The organism is Peribacillus sp. B2I2 (assembly GCF_041261685.1).
Classification (GTDB): domain Bacteria; phylum Bacillota; class Bacilli; order Bacillales; family DSM-1321; genus Peribacillus.
Window position 1 is genome coordinate 4,287,188 of record NZ_JBGCCB010000001.1, and the last position, 17,166, is coordinate 4,304,353.

Below are 17,166 nucleotides of genomic sequence, written 5' to 3' on the forward strand. Positions count from 1 at the left end.
TCTTCAATGTACGTTTACGCTTCTTTCTGTTCCAATTCTTTTTCAAGCTGGACAATCCTGGCATCGATCGTATGCCGATTATAATCTGTATGGACCTGGTGCTCGATGCGATCGATATAATGCTCCATTTCTTCAAACATCGCTACCGGTTTCGCGTCGGAACTGCCTCCGTCCAATACCCGATTGACCCGGTGGTTTGCCCGGGCAATATTCTCCCTGCCCATCAGTTCCATCCGCTTTAGATGCATATCCTTCAGCTTATGCTTCATTTCTTCATACTTCCGCTCCAGTTCAGCCAACTGAACCTCTGCACTTTTATGCGCCTCCTTCAAACTAAGCGCCCGATCCTCATAGTGTAGGCTTTCCTTGATGGCAAATTCCATTAAATCGGTTTCTCCCGACTGCTTAGCAATTTCCGCCTGATGCTTACGTTTTTCACCTAGATTTTGCGCTTGATTATATTCACGCGTGAACTCTTCTTTCAAAAGATATTGACGTTCAAGCAGCTTACCGACCTTTTCTGTCTCCTGCTCACATTGACGCAAATATTGATTTAACATCCCAATTGGATTTTTTTGCTCCTTCTTATCCAACAAGTCATGAAAATCCGCTGAAATCGTTTGTTTCATTCTTGAAAATAAATTACCCATTTCAATTCCATCCCTTCTATTAGTTCTTATTCAACTCTTTCCACTCTCTTTCAAAATTTGAGAATGGATCATTTTCATTCGATGATGCACTTTCATCATTTTCATTCCATTTTTTATAAACCAGGTAAAGAACATAAGCTGCCACCAATCCCAATATTGCCGGGATATGGGAAATAGAAATTATTAGCACGATAATGGAGACTGATCCCCACGCAACCTTTGCCCCTGTCGATTCGGACTTCATGAACTGCTTGAATCCAAAGTATAGGATCGCCAAGCAAATCGCCAGGCTGATCAATGGACCCACATTCGCCAGTAACAGGAATAATGCGATCAGTCCTACAATAAATAAACCAAATTTCTTCATTGTTTTCGTCCTCCTTTCCTTGTTTATATCTTATCTACTTTTACAAGTTCGTATAATGAGCCTTAGCTATATTTTCTAGTAAGACTTAAGGCGTAGACGCTGTAAGTCCCAGGTTAATGAGGGGCGTTTTAATCGTGAATTTGGGAGGTTTACTCGTGAGTTTGGATGCTTTACTCGTGTTTGGGTGCTTTACTCGTAGAATTCTGATGATTTACTCGTGAGTTTGGACTCTTTACTCGTGAATTTAACTGGTTTACTCGTGAGTTTGGACGCTTTACTCGTGAATTTAGATGGTTTACTCGTGAGTTTGGACGGCTTACTCGTGAATTCTGATGCTTTACTCGTGAATTCTGATGGTTTACTCATGTTTGGACGGGTTACTCGTGAATTTAGATGGTTTACTCGTGAGTTTGGACGCTTTACTCGTGAATTCTGATGGTTTACTAGTGAGTTTGGACGGCTTACTCGTGAATTTAGATGGTTTACTCGTGTTTGGACGGTTTACTCGTGAATTCAGCTGATTTACTCGTGAATTTGGACGGCTTACTCGTGAATTCTGATGGTTTACTCGTGAATTTAGATGGTTTACTCGTGTTTGGACGGTTTACTCGTGAATTCAGCTGATTTACTCGTGAGTTTGGACTCTTTACTCGTGAATTCAGCTGGTTTACTCGTGTTTGGACGGCTTACTCGTGAATTTAGATGGTTTACTCGTGAGTTTGGACGGCTTACTCGTGAATTCAGCTGGTTTACTCGTGTTTGGACGGCTTACTCGTGAATTCTGATGGTTTACTCGTGTTTGGACGGCTTACTCGTGAATTCTGATGGTTTACTAGTGAGTTTGGACTCTTTACTCGTGAATTCTGATGATTTACTCGTGAGTTTGGACTCTTTACTCGTGAATTCTGATGGTTTACTAGTGTGTTTGGACTCTTTACTCGTGAATTCTGATGGTTTACTCGTGAGTTTGGACGCTTTACTCGTGAGTTTGGACGCTTTACTCGTGAATTTAGCTGGTTTACTCGTGAGTTTGGACGCTTTACTCGTGAATTTAGCTGGTTTACTCGTGAGTTTGGACGCTTTACTCGTGAATTCAGTGTTTTGCTATTTATGCTGAAAATAAAAATCTTCCGATTGTATATAACCGGAAGATTTTTGCACTGCTATTATCATTACAAATACAAACCTTCGACGTAAACTGACGTGATGGTTTGAGAAATTTCTTCAACAGAACTATGATGTTCGTTTCGGACAATTTCCCAAAGATACATTTCATTCGTGAAAAACCACCCTCTTGCGACAAGCTCATGGTTCAGTTCAGCTCTTGCCAGTCCATTTTGCTGTGCGTAGGCGACGTCCTTTGAAATTCGCTGGATGAACTTCATGCGGATCGCTTTCCATTTATCTGATATGACGGTTGAAACCCCAATGGCCTGTTCGAAAACTTGCATCATATAGCGTTCAGCCTCTGCCATTTTTAAAAATGCATTGGCTTGTTTGTTTATGATATGTTTTGCTTCGTCTTTTGATTTTGGAAAGAAAGAGGTCTCGGCAATTTCGTAAAATTGCTCCATTACGTTCTCCATTAGTACAATTAAAAGATCCTCTTTTCCTTTAAAATGAACATAGGCAGTTCCGTATCCGATGTTTGCCCTTTTGATCATTTGGGAGATAACCGCAGCTTGAAAACCTTCTTCAAGAAATACTTCCTTTGCAGCTTCCAATAACTTTTGACGTGTCATGATTGAGCGCAAATGTCGTTTATCCCCTACTTTACCATTATCCATGCCTATTCCTCCCCTTATCTTCTAGCATAATGGATTTTCCTCAAAATAAAAAACATTTGTTGGAAATTTTTTTGTAAATGATCTAATGTTTATAATTTTCTGAATTAACTTATTGACATCATGTCATATTCTTTGGTACGATTCTCCTAGAATATTAGATAAACTAATATAGGAGGATGATTATGGTTTCAGAATACACGTTGGATTATGCAAAACAATTGGATGAGATAGATACACTTAAAGGTTTTCGAGAAGAGTTTTATTTAAAGCCGGATTCGATCTATATGGATGGAAACTCATTGGGGCTTCTGTCGAAAAGGGCTGAACGCACTCTTTTGGAATCTTTGGAAGATTGGAAGGAACATGGGATTGATGGATGGACACAAGGGAATCACCCATGGTTTTTCATGGCAGAGAAATTGGGCGCGAAGATGGCCCAATTGGTCGGAGCTTCTCCCGAGGAGGTTATTGTAACCGGCTCCACAACTGTAAATCTGCATCAACTTGTAGCTACTTTTTATAAGCCGGAAGGCATGCGTACAAAAATTTTAGCAGATGAACTAACCTTTCCGACTGATATTTATGCTCTTCAAAGTCAGCTGCGTACACATGGATACGATCCGGAAATCGATCTTATCCGCGTGAAAAGCCGCGATGGAAGGTTTCTTGAAGAGGATGACATCATCGAAGCAATGACCGATGACATCGCTTTGATCATCTTGCCTACAGTCCTCTATCGCAGCGGTCAAATATTGGATATGAAACGATTAACTGAGGAAGCTCATAATAGAGGAATAGTAATCGGTTTTGACGGATGTCATTCTATTGGTGCGATCCCGCATTCATTCAGCGAATGGGGTGTGGATTTTGCGTATTGGTGCAATTATAAACATTTGAATGGCGGTCCTGGCGGTGTTGGCGGTTTATATGTAAATCGAAAACATTTTGGAACGATGCCTGGATTGGCTGGATGGTTCGGCTCCAAAAAAGAAAAACAATTCGATATGGAACATACCTTAACACCAGCTGAATCAGCAGGCGCATATCAAATTGGAACGCCGCATGTGTTAAGTTGTGCACCTTTGATTGGGTCATTAGACATTTTTATAGAAGCGGGAATTGAGAATATTCGCGAAAAATCACTGAAAATCAATCAATATTTAATGGATTTAGTCGAATTCGAATTGGAAGACATGGGTTTTTTCATTGGAACGCCTAGAGAAGACATACGTCGCGGCGGTCATGTAAGCCTTGAGCATAAAGAAGCTGCACGGATATGTAAGGCATTGAAGGAAAACGGTGTCATTCCCGATTTCCGCGCACCCAATATCATTCGCCTTGCTCCAGTTGCACTATATACTTCCTACGCAGAAGTTTGGGAAGTGGTACAAATACTCAAGAAAATCATGTCAGAAAAACAATATGAAAAATTCAAGAATGAACGTGAAGTGGTTGCATAACGTGAATTTTTCGGCAGAGGAGGCTTCTTCCCTCCATTGGTTAGTTGAATCAGCCCGTCATTAGTCTACGCTTAAAACTGACTGCCCATTAGGGCAGGATAAAGTCTTTTGGATAAAAAGGGGATGAACTATGGAGAACAAAAATACTCAATTGAACATTAAAGATGAGCCAGAGAAAGGATTAAAACGTGAGTTAGAAACAAGCCAGCTTTCCATGATCGCGATGGGCTGTGCCATCGGGACGGGGCTATTCCTTGGCAGCGGGCTTGCCATTCAAGCGGCAGGGCCAAGTGTATTGCTCAGTTATGCTCTCGGGGCGTTCATTGTCTTACTATTGATGGGCTGTTTAGCCGAAATGACGGTTGCCCATCCTACTTCCGGATCTTTTGGAGCCATTGCTGAAAAGTACATGACTCCTATGGCAGGCTACCTTGTCCGCTATTCCTATTGGATTGGCAATGTTTTGGCTGTTGGGGTAGAAGTGAGTGCAGTCAGCGTATATATGAATTATTGGTTTCCGGCCGTTCCGGGAATCGTATGGATTTTGTTGTTTGCAGGTGTCCTGATTTATGTAAATGCTACCAGCGTGAATACATTCGCTACATTTGAGTATTGGTTCTCCTTTATTAAAATAAGTGCCATTGTTGGTTTTATCCTTCTTGGAGCCTATGTACTATTCGGTTCATCCGGACAGCCACATATAGGACCGGAAAACTTCGTGAATGAAGGCGGTTTTTTCCCATTTGGTTTGAAGGGTATGTGGATAGCCGTATTCATTTCTTTATTCAGCTTTCTTGGAACTGAATTGATAGCGGTTACATCAGGGGAAGCAAAAGATCCAGATGCAGCTGTTCCAAAAGCATTAAAAGCTACTGTGTTTCGTTTATCCACTTTCTATGTGCTGACAATCGGGATCATGCTGATGATCGTTCCGTGGAAAACGGCTGGGATCGAGGTAAGTCCATTCGTAAAAGTGATGGAAATATTGAACATTCCAGGTGCATCCGGGATCATGAACTTTATTATTTTAACGGCTGCCATATCTGCCATGAACGCTCAGCTCTATGCTTCAACACGGATGATGTTTTCATTGGCACGTGGAAAAAATGCACCTAGCTTTTTAGGAAAGTTAAACAAAAAGGGTGTTCCGACAAAAGCACTTGCTGTCTCTTCAACAGGGATTTTTATCGCTGCAGGCGTTCATGCGTTACTTCCTGGTTCTTCCTATGCCTTCATGATGGGGATTTCCATGTTCGGTGCCATGTTCACATGGCTTATGATCTTCATCTCCCATTTGTTTTTCAGGGTGAAATGGGATAAAACAGGCGGACGCAAGTTACCGGTAAGGATGATCGGTTTCCCCTATTTAACGATACTAGGAGCTGTTCTTCTATTTAGTTTGATGATTACGTCATGGTTTACGGATTTCAAAATCATGCTTCAATTCGGGATTCCTTGGTTACTATTTTTATCTGTCGCTTATTTTGTTTCGAAAAAAAGAAATATTAATCATAATGTAGTGGAGGAAACTCTGGCAGAGAAGATAGAATAGAATGACGGAAAAAATTGATCACAGTTTTTTATATGAAAAGTGAGGGGATTGCGGAATGAAGAATATGGATAACAATGGACAAACAATAACTGGGCTTGAGAAAGAAATTCAAACCGATTTTCAAAAGTCGATGTCTTACGGAGATTATCTCCACCTTGATAAGATTTTAACTAGTCAACATAGATGTTCCGATCATCATGATGAAATGCTTTTTATCATTATCCATCAAGCGAGTGAGCTATGGATGAAGCTCATTTTACATGAATTGACAGCTGCTACTGAGTCTATTCGCCAAAACAAATTGGAACCCTCGTTTAAAATGCTGTCGCGTGTTTCAAGGATTCAGCAGCAATTGATTCAGTCATGGAATGTCCTTTCAACTTTGACACCGGCAGAATATATGGAGTTCAGGGACAAACTTGGACAATCTTCCGGATTCCAATCCTATCAGAATCGTTTGATTGAATTTGCTCTAGGAAACAAAAATGTCCATACGCTATCTGTCTATCAACATCAGACAGATCTATACGAACAAATGCAGGAGGCCCTTAATGAGCCAAGTATTTATGATGCGGCGATTAATGCCCTTGTGGCGCGGGGATTACCCATTGATCAAGAAGCGCTTAACAGGGATTGGTCACAAAAATATGAACCAAATACCAGTGTAGAAGAAGCGTGGCTGACAGTTTACCGCGATGTCGAGCAATATTGGGACTTATATGAGTTGGGCGAGAAGTTAGTGGACATTGGCCATCAACAGCAATTATGGCGTTTTAATCATATGACCACAGTGGAAAGGATTATTGGTAATAAACAAGGTACTGGCGGATCATCAGGTGTCAACTATTTAAAAAGAGCCTTGGACCAACACTTTTTTCCAGAACTATGGAGCCTAAGAACGAAGCTATAAGAGGAAAATAGGCAGGTTAATTTTTAAAGAAAGCAACAGCCAGAAGATATGGAGGTAAGATGCATGGGAACATGGATTGATATTTCACAACGTCTGGATGAAAACGTTGCAGTCTGGCCTGGAGACACACCTTTCTCCTACAAAGTCAATTGGAGTAAAGAAGAGAGTGGATCTGTCAATGTAGGTCAAATCAATATGAGCATTCACACTGGTACCCATATTGATGCACCTTTTCATTTTGATAACGATGGAAAAAGAGTGATTGAACTGGATCTCGATTTATATATGGGGAATGCCCGAGTCATCCATTTACCAAACAGAACGAGCATTGGAGTCAATGAATTATCCAATCTGGATCTACAAGGCGTGACCCGTCTGTTAATTCGGACAGACGCATGGAAGGATAAACGTGTGTTTCCACAAACCATTCCTCATATCCAACCAGAATTAGCGGCATATCTTTCAGAACTCGGTGTTCGTCTTATCGGTCTTGATTTGCCATCCGTAGATCCATTGGATAGTAAAGAACTGTCTGCCCATCATGAGCTTGCCGGTCATGGAATTCACATTTTGGAAGGGCTTGTATTGGACGATATAGGACCGGGGAATTATGAGTTGGCAGCCCTCCCACTTCCATTAGTTGAAGCAGATGGAAGTCCGGTACGTGCTGTGTTGAAAAAGTTACCCTAATATATAACAGTGTTTGTATTGAAATAATAAAAAAACGAGCCAGATCAAAAAGTGATTTGGCTTGTTTTTTTGTTTCATTAAACAACGTATTTATTAGTCAACGCCGACGATTTCCCCTCTCTATCGAATTTATCTCCCAAAACCAAGTTCATCTATGTTATAATTTTCAGAATTCATCGTTCGGAATGGAGGTCGGAATATGGAAAACTTTTATTTGTTCATGATCACGTGCATTCTTCTCATCATTTTACCTGGTCCAGATACAGCAATAGCCACAAGGAACACCGTTACCGTGGGGACGTCGGGAGGTTTTAAAACCATGTTCGGCACATGCTGTGCCCTGCTTATTCATACATCAGCTGCCGTGTTCGGGCTTTCGGCAATCATTGTGAAATCCGCTTTACTATTTTCCATCTTCAAATATGTCGGTGCCGTTTACTTGGTATATCTAGGCTTCAAGACCTTATGGGGATTAAAGAATAAGCAAGTGGCTGCAGCGGCGGAAACGTCAGTCAAAAGTAGGTACGAAAACCAGTCTTGCTTTAAGCAAGGGTTCCTTACCAATCTGCTGAACCCTAAAGTGGCCGTTTTCTTTTTAACATTTCTGCCTCAGTTCGTGGATCCTGGCAAGGATACGTTTTTACCGTTCCTGATCATGGGCATTACGTATACCGTTTTAACTGTAATGTGGTTTGTATTTTATATCTATCTGTTGAACCAGATCAGTGCCTTTATGAAAAAGCCTAAAACCCAAGCGATTTTCGAGGGTATAACCGGGACGGTCTTGATCGGTTTCGGGATAAAGCTAGCTTTGGAAAAAGCTCATAATTAATTAGAACTGCACCCTAATTGTTAGGCACCCTCTAACAGTTGGAGGTGCAGTTTTTATTTTAAAAAGAAGAAAAAGACTGGCTCTTGATTCTGGTGAAGATGTAGGGATTGTACCTTTAGGTTATGTTACAATTACAAAAACCATAATTTGGTTTTTGTAAATTCGGGAGATCCCTGTAAGCAAGGAGATACATATGAAAACTATTGCCGTTAGGAAAACAAAAGATATCGGATTAGGTTCACTTTCTTTCGCCCTATGTTTAATCGGAATATTGTTCACCTTTAGATTTGGAGATGAATTTTGTATTGGAGATACTATTTTAAATAATATCGGCCTAAGCGCTTGGTCAAATGGAGATACAGGCATTCATTATACAATGATCTATTCAGCTATATTTTTCATCCCTTCCTTTATTATTGGTCATATTCATCCCGATAATAGCGGAGCAAAAGCTGGGAGAATCATATCAGGTTTCCTATCAGTTCTTATTGTTTCAGTACTAATATCGATTATTATCGATTTTGTGTAGATCTGTTGCAGAAAAAGGGCAAACCAAAGGGTATGAGCCCAATACCAAACTCATACCCCACCCAAACCTTTAAAATAAACCTGTTTACCTTTTTGTGTTCTTTAACTTGCCATGGTGTTCAAATCACTCAACATAACCATTTACGAAAAATCCAATCATTTCGAGCTCATCTTCCGTTAAATCCCGGTTTAACTCTTTAACCAATTCCTGCTCCATTAAAGCTCGATTTCCCCGATGTTCGACCACGGTTCTGGCACATTCTTTCATTAGCTTAAGCTCCGCCTCCATTTCCAGTCTCGTGCAAGGCTGCTCATGATGGGAGAGTATATATGTATCGGCATCATAGGCTTCAATTTTCTTAACGAGCAGCGATGCCTGTTCAGCCGTAAAATTCCATTTTTCAGCATAAAGATTGGCATAAAGGCAGTCTCCCAGAAATAATGTTTTTTCTTCTGGAACATAAATGATGCAGGAATCTTTGGCATGGTCGCCGCCGACATGTTCAATTACACAGGTTACATTGCCTAGATCGATTGTCATCGTTTTTTCAAAGATGATATCGGGCAGGGGCAGGGAAATCTCTCTATTCGTCCCATGTTCCAATTTGATTGCATCGGCGCAAAAGGGAATCTCTGTCCCTTCTTCGACCCGTTGATCAAGTGCCTGATCTTCCCATGAAAGCTGCTGCATATCTTTAATGTTGTTGTATGTTTTTTCCTGACAAATTACCGGAATCCCGATATGCTCCAGTCCGAAAACGTGGTCCCAGTGGGAATGGGTAAGAACAAGGAAATTCCCGCTTAAATCATTCCGAAGCAATTCGTCCTTAAAGAGCTGTGCATGCTGGACGGAATTCCCGGCATCAATGATGAGCGTTTTCTTGTTTCCCGTAACGGCGGCAAGAACCGGCCTATCGGTTACCTGAACTGGCGGCAGATAGACGATATGTTTCGATAGATGCTGTAATGTTTGCATGTTTCTGTTCTCCTTCGGATATTTGATGATGTCCCCCATATATTGATTGGCTTTTTTCAAGTATAGCAAATTAAACATTTGTTAATTAGCTAATGATCCATTTAAAACGAATACGACTAATAAAAGACAACAATCACTGAGATTGCTGTCTTTTCGTCATCATTCAAATGAACCTATTCAAATATACCGTAACTTTCGAGAGGGCATTTAAAAAGGTGGCTTTAAAAAAAGACTCTTCCTTTTTCTGATCTTCAGGTGGTTCTATATATTTATTATTGTCCGCAACGAGTGTACTATTTGAGATTTTCGACTCGATGGCTCCTGTCAATTGCGCTGCAAATTTTTCACTATCGATGACCACCATCGATTCTGTATTTAAAAAGGCAGATCGAGAATCCAAATTGTAGGAACCCACTGCACTTAATCGTTGATCATAGACAACCGATTTACCATGCAAAGAATAAGGCTTTGAATATTCATAAAGCCTTGCGCCCGTCTCAACGATACTATCCCTAAGCGCCAAGTAACCTGAAAAAGCGATCACATTCGGGGTTGATGCCACCGAGTTGGTAAGTATCGTCCAATTAGCCTTTGAATCCATCTGCTTCGGTACATATTCCTTCAAGGCATCCGCAGGAACAATATAGGGACTTTGGATGAGTACCGATTGATTGGCATTCGCCGCAATGTCCACTAGAGATCTCCAAACAATTGGGTGTTTATTGAAACGCTCGATGGGATTATGTATGAAGGACACTTTTTTAGTAGGTGTTGTAGCCTTGCTCCAATCGACGGCAGGATTAACGAAATCTACATTAGTTTTCAAAGCTTTACTGTATTGATTCGCTAATGCATCTCTTTCACGTTTTCCTTTCTCCGTTTGCCTTTTCGAGAGGTCCGAAAAAACATCGCTCGTATATGGATGGGTCCATAATTCATGCAAATAGTCCTTCATTTCAACGATTACACTATCTTTCTCCTCTTTAGCATTGAAAATGAGTACATCCCTGTCATAGACAAAATTCCTCGGCGGCTTGCTAGCTAAATACTTATCGGCAATATTTCTCCCTCCGATGATGCCTAACTTTCCATCTACAGTGAGGATCTTATCATGAAGGCGATTATGCCAGGTCCACGGCTTAAATGGCTTAAAGGTTTCGTAATATCTTAATTCAATGTTTTCATGAGAGACCAATGCATAACGGGCACTGCTTAATTGACCTCTGAGTCCATGAGATATTCCATCCAGAAGGATTCGGACTTTGACACCTCGGTCAGCCGCTTCGATCAAGGCTCCGAGAAAAAGTTCGGTTGATTTGCCTTTTCCAAAAGCATAGTAGGCAATATCGATTGAATTCTGGGCTTCCTGGATCAGTCGCATTCGGGCGAGTCCCGACTCATAACCGTCTTCGAGAAGAAGGACACGATCCACGGTGGCTTCCTTCTCTCCCATATATGCACTTACTTGATTAATCGGCCTATCTTCTTCTTTTTCTTCTTTGGGGAAAAGAACCACTGCCGTCACCACTACATAAAGCAAATACATTAGAAGAACGAGCAGCACTCCTTTAATTGCCGTTTTTACAGTCATTGAGCACTCCCCCCCTTTTAGCGATATTTTAATACTATTCGTAATATGCAAAGACTCTATTCAACATCTTCAAGCAGAAATAAAAACGCCTCTGATCAGTTAGTCAGCGGCGCCTATCTAGGTCATTCTTGGGTAGAAATTGGTGCATTTATTTTCCTTTTAAATGTGACAAAGTGGTGAACATGAAAGCAGTTGCATAATATGATATAGAAGGAGGGATTTCATGCTTAAACAACCTGATAGAATAAGTATTTTCAATTATTGTTTTGCCTTAGGTGTGTCAGAGGTATTCTTTTTATCCAGCTTTTATCTTTCCATTCTAGACGTTTCATTATTTGCCGTCGCTTTACCATTTTCCGCATTATTTCTAATGTTCTCCTTGTACCTATTCCTTCGAACGCATAAAGCAGCAATGACGTTACCCAATCAAGCGGAACGAAGAAGGGAAATTCATGCGTTCTATCATCAGTCTTTCGGGATTTTCACAATCATATTTTCCGTCTTATTTTTTACAGCTTTAGCCTATATTCCCTTGCTGGAAAATGGGGGGCACTTCTATCTTCTTTATTGTTTACCGATGGCCTTGCTTTGTTTGATTCCTTCGATTGTATCTTATAAAGGAAGGAAATTATTCAAACTGGAAATGATTTAGTGGAACTCCTTTGGAATCCGAAAGCTTCGTTATTTAAGAAGCTAATCGAGAAATGGATTTTAGTCTCTTTCCATGTTTATTAGTTGAATGTATAGGTAAAATGAGGATATAATAAAGATAACTAACATATATAAAAAAAGACACTGGTTAGACCAGCGTCTTAATGAACAGCAAACTGCATAAAGAGCAGCGGCTTTCTGTGGTAAGTCAGTAGCTACTCAATCATGAAAGTAACCCTTTTCCTACATACATCTGGCCGGATGGTATGGAGGGGGTTACTTTTTTAATGTAACCGCGATTACTGCGACGATTAAAGAGGCAAATGAAATCATAAGCATCAGTCCGTCCATAATAGAAATCACCAGCGACACCCCCTTTCATTAAAGGAGTGACCGCCGCCCACTATACCAAATTGCTGTCCACTTTCTATTATATCTGTATTTACTTGTTATTTATAGAAAAATATAGATATATTCATTCCCCTTATAAAATCCATGCTTATACATAAAAAAATCCCACTTATAGTGAGACCATTGTATATCCTATTATTGTTCCACTACACGGCCATCTTTGTAAATGTGGAACCACCCAATCGTTCCTGACCCGCCTTGATCCATCCAATCTTTATTAGCTGCTTTATAATTGTAATATGATTTTCTTTTGCCGTCTTTCAGCAATCTGCCATCACCGCTGAAAACGATATTGTTACCCAGCTTCTTTTTACCTAACGCAATCGCGTCTTTCTCCGTGAACTGTTTTCTTTCTACCTTATTTTCATCTAAGGCAGCCCATGTCAATGGTCCAACGATACCATCTGAACCCAGGTTATGATCCACTTGAAACTCTCTTACGACATTTTGTGTTTGGGTGCCGAAAATCCCATCAACGCCTACATTATATTTAACATCTTTAAGGCTTTGCTGTAAGTCTCTTACATAACTAGAACGCGAGCCTTTCCGGAGGGTCGGGCGCGTTTCCGCCTTCGTTTCGATTTTCTGGGTTTGACTGCCCTTAGATGCTGCTTGGGTAATTGAAGTTCCCATTCCTAAAGGGGCTAACATCAGGGCAACGGTTGGAATGATGACCAATACTTTCTTCTTCAACACAAATAACCTCCATTCATATAATCACTCCTGCAGGTTTCTGACTTACTTTCCTTGGAGCCCATTCATTATAACGTATGGAGTTATTTATTTGGTGTTTTATTACTTAAATTATAAAAAATGGTAAATAGTATCTACGGGGTACATTTCCAAAGTTTATTTGATGGAGACCTCGTTTCTTGAATAAAAAAATAATCCCCTTAAGGGGATTATTTTTTTATTGATAATCTGACGGTTGTTGATTCTGCCCTTGCATCCCAGTTCCCATTCCCATCAAGTTAGTAGCAAGCGGCATCATATTTTTCATTTTCCCGCCATTTCCACTCAACATTTGATAAGTAGCAATACCTACTCCGACCGAAGCGACAACTGGTAAAATTTTATCCATGTTTGCCTTCATTTTCATCACCTTATTATATATATATTTTTGTTCATTTCCTGAACTCTTATATCTTGTTCAAGAGAACCCCAAAAATTCAAGATGTTTGTTTCTAAAACAATTAGTAATAAAAGCATGTTTTTAAGGGAAAATTCTTTCAGGAGGGATATTATGCAAGTACCCTTCGAATGGAAATTTATTTTTATCCAAACGCTAGTTGTTTATTAAATGGTATAGCCATTCAATGATTGAAAAATGATTTAAGATTATTGAGGTGAATATTCATGCCAATGTTAGATGTGGACGGTATTAGCTTGTATTATTCTGTTAAGGGAAAAGGGGTTCCTATTGTTTTTATTCATCCTCCAGTACTGACTAGTGTGAATTTCCAATACCAAATGGAGGAATTATCCCAAGAATTCAAAGTTATAACTTTTGATATTAGGGGTCACGGAAGAAGTCAGTATTCAAGACTGCCAGTAACTTATCCCCTGATTATCGAAGATATCAAACAACTGTTTGATCATTTAAAAATTAAAAAAGCAATCATATGCGGATATTCAACCGGCGGCTCTATCGTATTGGAATTTTTGCTGAGTTGTGCCGATAGGACTCTAGGAGGCATTGTAATAGGTGGAATGTCTGAAGTGAGGGATAAATATTTAAAGCAAAAGATCTCTTTAGGAATATCACTTGCAAATAAAGACGCAGTTCCAATTCTTGCGCTATCCATTTCATGGAGTAATTCAAATACGGAAAATTTGTTCAACAAAATGTTTAATGAAGCCCTAAAAGGAGATGCCAGAAATATCGAGCAGTATTACTATTATAGTTTGCATTATAACTGTACCCATCAGCTAGAGAAAATCACCCTGCCAATTTTACTGATCTATGGTAAAAAAGATAAACCACTTTATCATTATGCTAATTTATTGCATGAAAAATTGCCATGTACGGAATTAAAATTTATTGATCATGTAAAGCATCAGATCCCTACAAAAGCGGCTAATGATTTAAATGAAAGTATTAAGCATTTTATCCATACAACTGTTTGATTCTTTCTATTTATAAACGAATAAACCAATCCATCAAGTACTATGTAGAATTTCATTCTTTTACTATTGTACATATCCTAAATTTATGGAGTGAAAAAATTGGGAAGAGATAAAAGTACACTGATTCATTTAATATTACTATTGCTAGTAACGGCAGTTTTTATTTGGTCAGTTATTAAGCCTGAAGGATACTTGATATGGACAATGGAAGTACTTCCTGCCGTTGTGTTTCTGATTTATGTAATGGCTACATATAATAAATTCCGCCTTACTACATTATCCTATTTCGTTATTGCCGTTCTTTCAATTACCATGTTCATTGGTGCCCATTATACGTACACAAAAGTTCCTCTATTTAATTGGATAAAAGATCATTACGATCTAAACCGGAACCACTATGATCGGTTTGGACATTTCCTAAAAGGTTTATTTGCGATTGTGATTAGAGAAATAGTAATACGTAAAACCCCTCTAACAAAAGGACCCTGGTTATTTGCTGTCACATTAAGTTTTGCGCTAGCCATTGGAGCCTTATATGAAATCATCGAATGGATAGCTGCCATCATTTCAAAAGGCGGAAAGGCTTCAAAGGAATTTTTAGGAACACAGGGTGATATCTGGGACGCACAATGGGATATGTCGTTAACCTTAATCGGCTCTATCCTTGTATTGTTAACCTTATCCAAACTTCATGACAAGCTGTTACGAAAAGTGAAAAATCGAGAAGAAAACAAAAAGAAAGGCTCTGAAAAACGATAAATTTAAAAAATAATGATCTATATAGATCACTATTTTTTAATTAGAATTTGATTGTTAATATGATGTTCCATATGTTCTAGATAATCATTTATTAGCCACTCCAATGATTTTTGTTGATTATTTCCGATATCACAAAGATTAGATAATCTATCATTTGGTGTATTCGTTATTATATGTACGATTTGCTTATTTAAAGTACAAAAAAGGTTAACTATCTCATCCATTGGTCGCTCTTGATAATTCTGGACTAATACCCATTGGTCTTGATTATATGATTGTATAACATATGGCTGTTCAACGTACTGAATCTTGATAAACCTATTCATATTGTTCAATGCAGAATCGCATAGATGTCCTAAAATCTCTTTTTTGGACCATTTGTGTGGCATTGGTCGATGATTTAATTCTTTTTCTGTCATCCGGTTGAACTCTTCTGGTATAAAACCTATCCAATTATTGATTCCATCTATTACATTTTTCAAGTGCACTCCCCCTAAGTTTTACCTAAAGGATTTTTATTCGGCAACCAACCAGAAAATACCTTCTTCTTCAATCAACAGCATTTAATAAATGACCCAAAGAAAAAACCGAAATCAAAAATGGATTTCGGTTCAGACTGCAGACAAACCCGAAAAAAAGCGAGTTTCCCTGCAATTTAAAAAACGTTCCAGCTGTTTTCAGAAATCCGCTCCCTTTCCGCCGACTGTCTGCCAAGCCTCATCAAAGCAAGCGTCTGTGGGGTCTCGGCTAGCCAGTTTTTCGGCAGGAGTGTCGCAAATTTCTTCAATACCTGGAGGCAACGTTCAAATTTTAACCAGTCATGATTGTACTTGCTTACTTCCCTTTTTTTCATTGATAGCTTTTTGATCGATTTTTGTATAGATGCGTTCCACTTCTATTTTGTCATGCAACAGAAGTTCGCGGTTTTCTTTTAGCAGTTCAGTATAAGATTTCTTTCTCCTAGACATTTTTTAATTCACCTCTCAAGTGATTGAATTCCTTCTGTAAAACTACTAACGGAAGCTCGTATAGTTGTTTATTATATTTTTTAAAAATCCCGAATTTCAGAAGTTCTTGGATAAGTTCCTCTTTTTTTGCTTCTCCCTTTGCACTTAATTGGGTAATCATCAAGGGCCCTCCTTAACAAAAATGCTGATTTTTGGTATTTTGGGTTGCCTAGCATCCGATCCCACATGAAGAATCTCCACTTCTTCCTCTTGCTTCCCCATATAAGGGCATGCTCTGCAAAGTCTTCACATTTCCTTAATCGGTCGTATGTACTGCTTTCATGGTGTATTTTCAATACTCGATCATATACATTAAATCCAAATCGCTTCATTTTATCGGAAAGGATATCTATCGCGGCGCACGGTTTCGAATGGGTCAAGTCGCCGGCACCAAAGAATGCGACTTTAACTCCAGCAAAGTCCACTTGGTCAATTTCTTCATAAAATTCGTTTGCTTCATACGGTAAATCTTCAAGATTCCATGTATATAAACCAATAAAGGCCAAATCAAAATCCTTTAAGGCATCAACTTCAACAGTATCCAATCTTTCCATATATACTTCACAGCCGACAGCCTTCATTCTATTCTTTATGTTCATAGCCATTTTCTCGGTATTACCGGATAAACTGACATAACCAATGAATACCTTCATCTATATCACCTTCCTAATTGAGAATTAATTTCATTACACACCTCACTATAAATGAAAATGATTCTCATTGTCAATTATTTACCTCCGCTAATTATATGAAGGATGAATCAGGAACGGATATTTTCGCTTCACTTTCCCTGTATCTGTAATGCTGCTGGAAAGTTCAAGTTCATTCTTCCAAAAAAGAGCCCGTTTTACTCATTAAGAGTAAACGG

At 39.2% G+C, this 17,166-nt stretch carries 25 protein-coding genes; 12 read left to right on the forward strand and 13 right to left on the reverse strand.

Annotated elements, in window-relative coordinates:
- Positions 1–14: 14 nt before the first annotated feature.
- Both ABIE66_RS21240 and ABIE66_RS21245 read right to left on the reverse strand, forming a co-directional pair.
- Positions 15–650: a PspA/IM30 family protein gene (locus ABIE66_RS21240; protein WP_370016191.1), complete on the reverse strand. Its 636-nt coding sequence runs from the start codon at positions 648–650 to the stop codon at positions 15–17.
- A gap of 19 nt (positions 651–669) precedes the next feature.
- Positions 670–1,017 (reverse strand): lmo0954 family membrane protein, encoded by a 348-nt coding sequence (locus ABIE66_RS21245; protein WP_370016192.1) that lies wholly within the window; start codon positions 1,015–1,017, stop codon positions 670–672.
- A 217-nt stretch (positions 1,018–1,234) separates the two neighbouring features.
- Here ABIE66_RS21245 and ABIE66_RS21250 point away from each other — a divergent pair, with 217 nt between their 5' ends.
- The 3 genes from ABIE66_RS21250 to ABIE66_RS21260 all read left to right on the forward strand — a co-directional run bounded on the left by ABIE66_RS21250 (position 1,235) and on the right by ABIE66_RS21260 (position 2,134).
- Positions 1,235–1,453: a hypothetical protein gene (locus tag ABIE66_RS21250; protein WP_370016193.1), complete on the forward strand. Its 219-nt coding sequence runs from the start codon at positions 1,235–1,237 to the stop codon at positions 1,451–1,453.
- A 174-nt stretch (positions 1,454–1,627) separates the two neighbouring features.
- Positions 1,628–1,795 carry a hypothetical protein gene (locus tag ABIE66_RS21255; RefSeq protein ID WP_370016194.1) on the forward strand — a complete coding sequence of 56 codons (168 nt, stop codon included), beginning with the start codon at positions 1,628–1,630 and terminating at the stop codon, positions 1,793–1,795.
- Between the two features lie 6 nt (positions 1,796–1,801).
- A complete protein-coding gene (locus ABIE66_RS21260) occupies positions 1,802–2,134 on the forward strand; it encodes a hypothetical protein (RefSeq protein ID WP_370016195.1) in 333 nt (110 codons plus the stop codon).
- A gap of 55 nt (positions 2,135–2,189) precedes the next feature.
- On the opposite strand, the gene ABIE66_RS21265 is transcribed toward ABIE66_RS21260, so the two are convergent.
- Positions 2,190–2,804 carry a TetR/AcrR family transcriptional regulator gene (locus ABIE66_RS21265; RefSeq protein ID WP_370016196.1) on the reverse strand — a complete coding sequence of 205 codons (615 nt, stop codon included), beginning with the start codon at positions 2,802–2,804 and terminating at the stop codon, positions 2,190–2,192.
- Between the two features lie 182 nt (positions 2,805–2,986).
- Between ABIE66_RS21265 and kynU the strand changes: the two genes are divergently transcribed.
- From kynU to ABIE66_RS21295, 6 genes are all read left to right on the forward strand, one after another.
- Positions 2,987–4,264: a kynureninase gene (gene kynU, locus ABIE66_RS21270; RefSeq protein ID WP_370016197.1), complete on the forward strand. Its 1,278-nt coding sequence runs from the start codon at positions 2,987–2,989 to the stop codon at positions 4,262–4,264.
- Between the two features lie 130 nt (positions 4,265–4,394).
- Positions 4,395–5,816 (forward strand): amino acid permease, encoded by a 1,422-nt coding sequence (locus ABIE66_RS21275; RefSeq protein WP_370016198.1) that lies wholly within the window; start codon positions 4,395–4,397, stop codon positions 5,814–5,816.
- A gap of 55 nt (positions 5,817–5,871) precedes the next feature.
- A complete protein-coding gene (gene kynA, locus ABIE66_RS21280; protein WP_289326197.1) occupies positions 5,872–6,726 on the forward strand; it encodes a tryptophan 2,3-dioxygenase in 855 nt (284 codons plus the stop codon).
- Between the two features lie 63 nt (positions 6,727–6,789).
- A complete protein-coding gene (gene kynB / locus ABIE66_RS21285; RefSeq protein ID WP_289315165.1) occupies positions 6,790–7,416 on the forward strand; it encodes an arylformamidase in 627 nt (208 codons plus the stop codon).
- Between the two features lie 199 nt (positions 7,417–7,615).
- The gene (locus ABIE66_RS21290; protein WP_370016199.1) at positions 7,616–8,248 is read left to right on the forward strand and encodes a LysE family translocator; all 633 of its coding nucleotides are present in this window, start codon (positions 7,616–7,618) and stop codon (positions 8,246–8,248) included.
- A 193-nt stretch (positions 8,249–8,441) separates the two neighbouring features.
- Complete coding sequence (locus ABIE66_RS21295; RefSeq protein ID WP_370016200.1) at positions 8,442–8,777, forward strand: hypothetical protein; 336 nt, start codon at positions 8,442–8,444, stop codon at positions 8,775–8,777.
- Positions 8,778–8,900: 123 nt separating this feature from the next.
- Here ABIE66_RS21295 and ABIE66_RS21300 read toward each other — a convergent pair whose 3' ends face one another.
- Positions 8,901–9,752: an MBL fold metallo-hydrolase gene (locus ABIE66_RS21300; RefSeq protein ID WP_370016201.1), complete on the reverse strand. Its 852-nt coding sequence runs from the start codon at positions 9,750–9,752 to the stop codon at positions 8,901–8,903.
- Between the two features lie 163 nt (positions 9,753–9,915).
- Complete coding sequence (locus ABIE66_RS21305; RefSeq protein WP_370016202.1) at positions 9,916–11,343, reverse strand: phospholipase D-like domain-containing protein; 1,428 nt, start codon at positions 11,341–11,343, stop codon at positions 9,916–9,918.
- A 223-nt stretch (positions 11,344–11,566) separates the two neighbouring features.
- Between ABIE66_RS21305 and ABIE66_RS21310 the strand changes: the two genes are divergently transcribed.
- The gene (locus ABIE66_RS21310; RefSeq protein WP_289315160.1) at positions 11,567–11,995 is read left to right on the forward strand and encodes a hypothetical protein; all 429 of its coding nucleotides are present in this window, start codon (positions 11,567–11,569) and stop codon (positions 11,993–11,995) included.
- A 222-nt stretch (positions 11,996–12,217) separates the two neighbouring features.
- Here ABIE66_RS21310 and ABIE66_RS21315 read toward each other — a convergent pair whose 3' ends face one another.
- The 3 genes from ABIE66_RS21315 to ABIE66_RS21325 all read right to left on the reverse strand — a co-directional run bounded on the left by ABIE66_RS21315 (position 12,218) and on the right by ABIE66_RS21325 (position 13,498).
- Entirely contained in the window at positions 12,218–12,376 is a 159-nt protein-coding gene (locus ABIE66_RS21315) for a hypothetical protein (RefSeq protein WP_370016203.1), read from the reverse strand.
- A 164-nt stretch (positions 12,377–12,540) separates the two neighbouring features.
- Positions 12,541–13,101, reverse strand: coding sequence for a peptidoglycan-binding domain-containing protein (locus tag ABIE66_RS21320; RefSeq protein ID WP_289326200.1), 561 nt, complete (start codon positions 13,099–13,101; stop codon positions 12,541–12,543).
- A 214-nt stretch (positions 13,102–13,315) separates the two neighbouring features.
- Positions 13,316–13,498, reverse strand: coding sequence for a hypothetical protein (locus ABIE66_RS21325; protein ID WP_370016204.1), 183 nt, complete (start codon positions 13,496–13,498; stop codon positions 13,316–13,318).
- A gap of 263 nt (positions 13,499–13,761) precedes the next feature.
- Between ABIE66_RS21325 and ABIE66_RS21330 the strand changes: the two genes are divergently transcribed.
- Positions 13,762–14,532 (forward strand): alpha/beta fold hydrolase, encoded by a 771-nt coding sequence (locus tag ABIE66_RS21330; RefSeq protein ID WP_370016205.1) that lies wholly within the window; start codon positions 13,762–13,764, stop codon positions 14,530–14,532.
- 90 nt (positions 14,533–14,622) lie between these two features.
- On the forward strand, positions 14,623–15,291 hold the full coding sequence (locus ABIE66_RS21335) for a DUF2238 domain-containing protein (protein WP_370016206.1): 669 nt from the start codon (positions 14,623–14,625) through the stop codon (positions 15,289–15,291).
- Between the two features lie 29 nt (positions 15,292–15,320).
- Here ABIE66_RS21335 and ABIE66_RS21340 read toward each other — a convergent pair whose 3' ends face one another.
- The 5 genes from ABIE66_RS21340 to ABIE66_RS21360 form a co-directional block, all read right to left on the reverse strand.
- On the reverse strand, positions 15,321–15,773 hold the full coding sequence (locus ABIE66_RS21340; RefSeq protein WP_370016207.1) for a DinB family protein: 453 nt from the start codon (positions 15,771–15,773) through the stop codon (positions 15,321–15,323).
- A gap of 173 nt (positions 15,774–15,946) precedes the next feature.
- Positions 15,947–16,144 (reverse strand): hypothetical protein, encoded by a 198-nt coding sequence (locus ABIE66_RS21345; protein WP_370016208.1) that lies wholly within the window; start codon positions 16,142–16,144, stop codon positions 15,947–15,949.
- A complete protein-coding gene (locus ABIE66_RS21350; RefSeq protein ID WP_370016209.1) occupies positions 16,110–16,259 on the reverse strand; it encodes an FbpB family small basic protein in 150 nt (49 codons plus the stop codon). The genes ABIE66_RS21345 and ABIE66_RS21350 overlap by 35 nt, the downstream gene beginning before the upstream one ends.
- Entirely contained in the window at positions 16,252–16,419 is a 168-nt protein-coding gene (locus ABIE66_RS21355; protein WP_081112861.1) for a Fur-regulated basic protein FbpA, read from the reverse strand. Before ABIE66_RS21355 ends, ABIE66_RS21350 begins: the two co-directional genes overlap by 8 nt.
- The gene (locus ABIE66_RS21360; protein ID WP_370016210.1) at positions 16,340–16,951 is read right to left on the reverse strand and encodes a flavodoxin domain-containing protein; all 612 of its coding nucleotides are present in this window, start codon (positions 16,949–16,951) and stop codon (positions 16,340–16,342) included. Before ABIE66_RS21360 ends, ABIE66_RS21355 begins: the two co-directional genes overlap by 80 nt.
- Positions 16,952–17,166: the final 215 nt, after the last annotated feature.

Bases quoted from the DNA above. Each gene is read 5' to 3' on its own strand.
- ABIE66_RS21240 (WP_370016191.1), bottom strand. From the start codon at position 650: ATGGGTAATTTATTTTCAAGAATGAAACAAACGATTTCAGCGGATTTT.
- ABIE66_RS21245 (WP_370016192.1), bottom strand. From the start codon at position 1,017: ATGAAGAAATTTGGTTTATTTATTGTAGGACTGATCGCATTATTCCTG.
- ABIE66_RS21260 (WP_370016195.1), top strand. From the start codon at position 1,802: ATGGTTTACTCGTGTTTGGACGGCTTACTCGTGAATTCTGATGGTTTA.
- ABIE66_RS21265 (WP_370016196.1), bottom strand. From the start codon at position 2,804: ATGGATAATGGTAAAGTAGGGGATAAACGACATTTGCGCTCAATCATG.
- kynU (WP_370016197.1), top strand. From the start codon at position 2,987: ATGGTTTCAGAATACACGTTGGATTATGCAAAACAATTGGATGAGATA.
- ABIE66_RS21275 (WP_370016198.1), top strand. From the start codon at position 4,395: ATGGAGAACAAAAATACTCAATTGAACATTAAAGATGAGCCAGAGAAA.
- kynA (WP_289326197.1), top strand. From the start codon at position 5,872: ATGAAGAATATGGATAACAATGGACAAACAATAACTGGGCTTGAGAAA.
- kynB (WP_289315165.1), top strand. From the start codon at position 6,790: ATGGGAACATGGATTGATATTTCACAACGTCTGGATGAAAACGTTGCA.
- ABIE66_RS21290 (WP_370016199.1), top strand. From the start codon at position 7,616: ATGGAAAACTTTTATTTGTTCATGATCACGTGCATTCTTCTCATCATT.
- ABIE66_RS21295 (WP_370016200.1), top strand. From the start codon at position 8,442: ATGAAAACTATTGCCGTTAGGAAAACAAAAGATATCGGATTAGGTTCA.
- ABIE66_RS21300 (WP_370016201.1), bottom strand. From the start codon at position 9,752: ATGCAAACATTACAGCATCTATCGAAACATATCGTCTATCTGCCGCCA.
- ABIE66_RS21305 (WP_370016202.1), bottom strand. From the start codon at position 11,343: ATGACTGTAAAAACGGCAATTAAAGGAGTGCTGCTCGTTCTTCTAATG.
- ABIE66_RS21310 (WP_289315160.1), top strand. From the start codon at position 11,567: ATGCTTAAACAACCTGATAGAATAAGTATTTTCAATTATTGTTTTGCC.
- ABIE66_RS21315 (WP_370016203.1), bottom strand. From the start codon at position 12,376: ATGAAAGGGGGTGTCGCTGGTGATTTCTATTATGGACGGACTGATGCT.
- ABIE66_RS21325 (WP_370016204.1), bottom strand. From the start codon at position 13,498: ATGAAGGCAAACATGGATAAAATTTTACCAGTTGTCGCTTCGGTCGGA.
- ABIE66_RS21330 (WP_370016205.1), top strand. From the start codon at position 13,762: ATGCCAATGTTAGATGTGGACGGTATTAGCTTGTATTATTCTGTTAAG.
- ABIE66_RS21345 (WP_370016208.1), bottom strand. From the start codon at position 16,144: ATGAAAAAAAGGGAAGTAAGCAAGTACAATCATGACTGGTTAAAATTT.
- ABIE66_RS21350 (WP_370016209.1), bottom strand. From the start codon at position 16,259: ATGTCTAGGAGAAAGAAATCTTATACTGAACTGCTAAAAGAAAACCGC.
- ABIE66_RS21355 (WP_081112861.1), bottom strand. From the start codon at position 16,419: ATGATTACCCAATTAAGTGCAAAGGGAGAAGCAAAAAAAGAGGAACTT.
- ABIE66_RS21360 (WP_370016210.1), bottom strand. From the start codon at position 16,951: ATGAAGGTATTCATTGGTTATGTCAGTTTATCCGGTAATACCGAGAAA.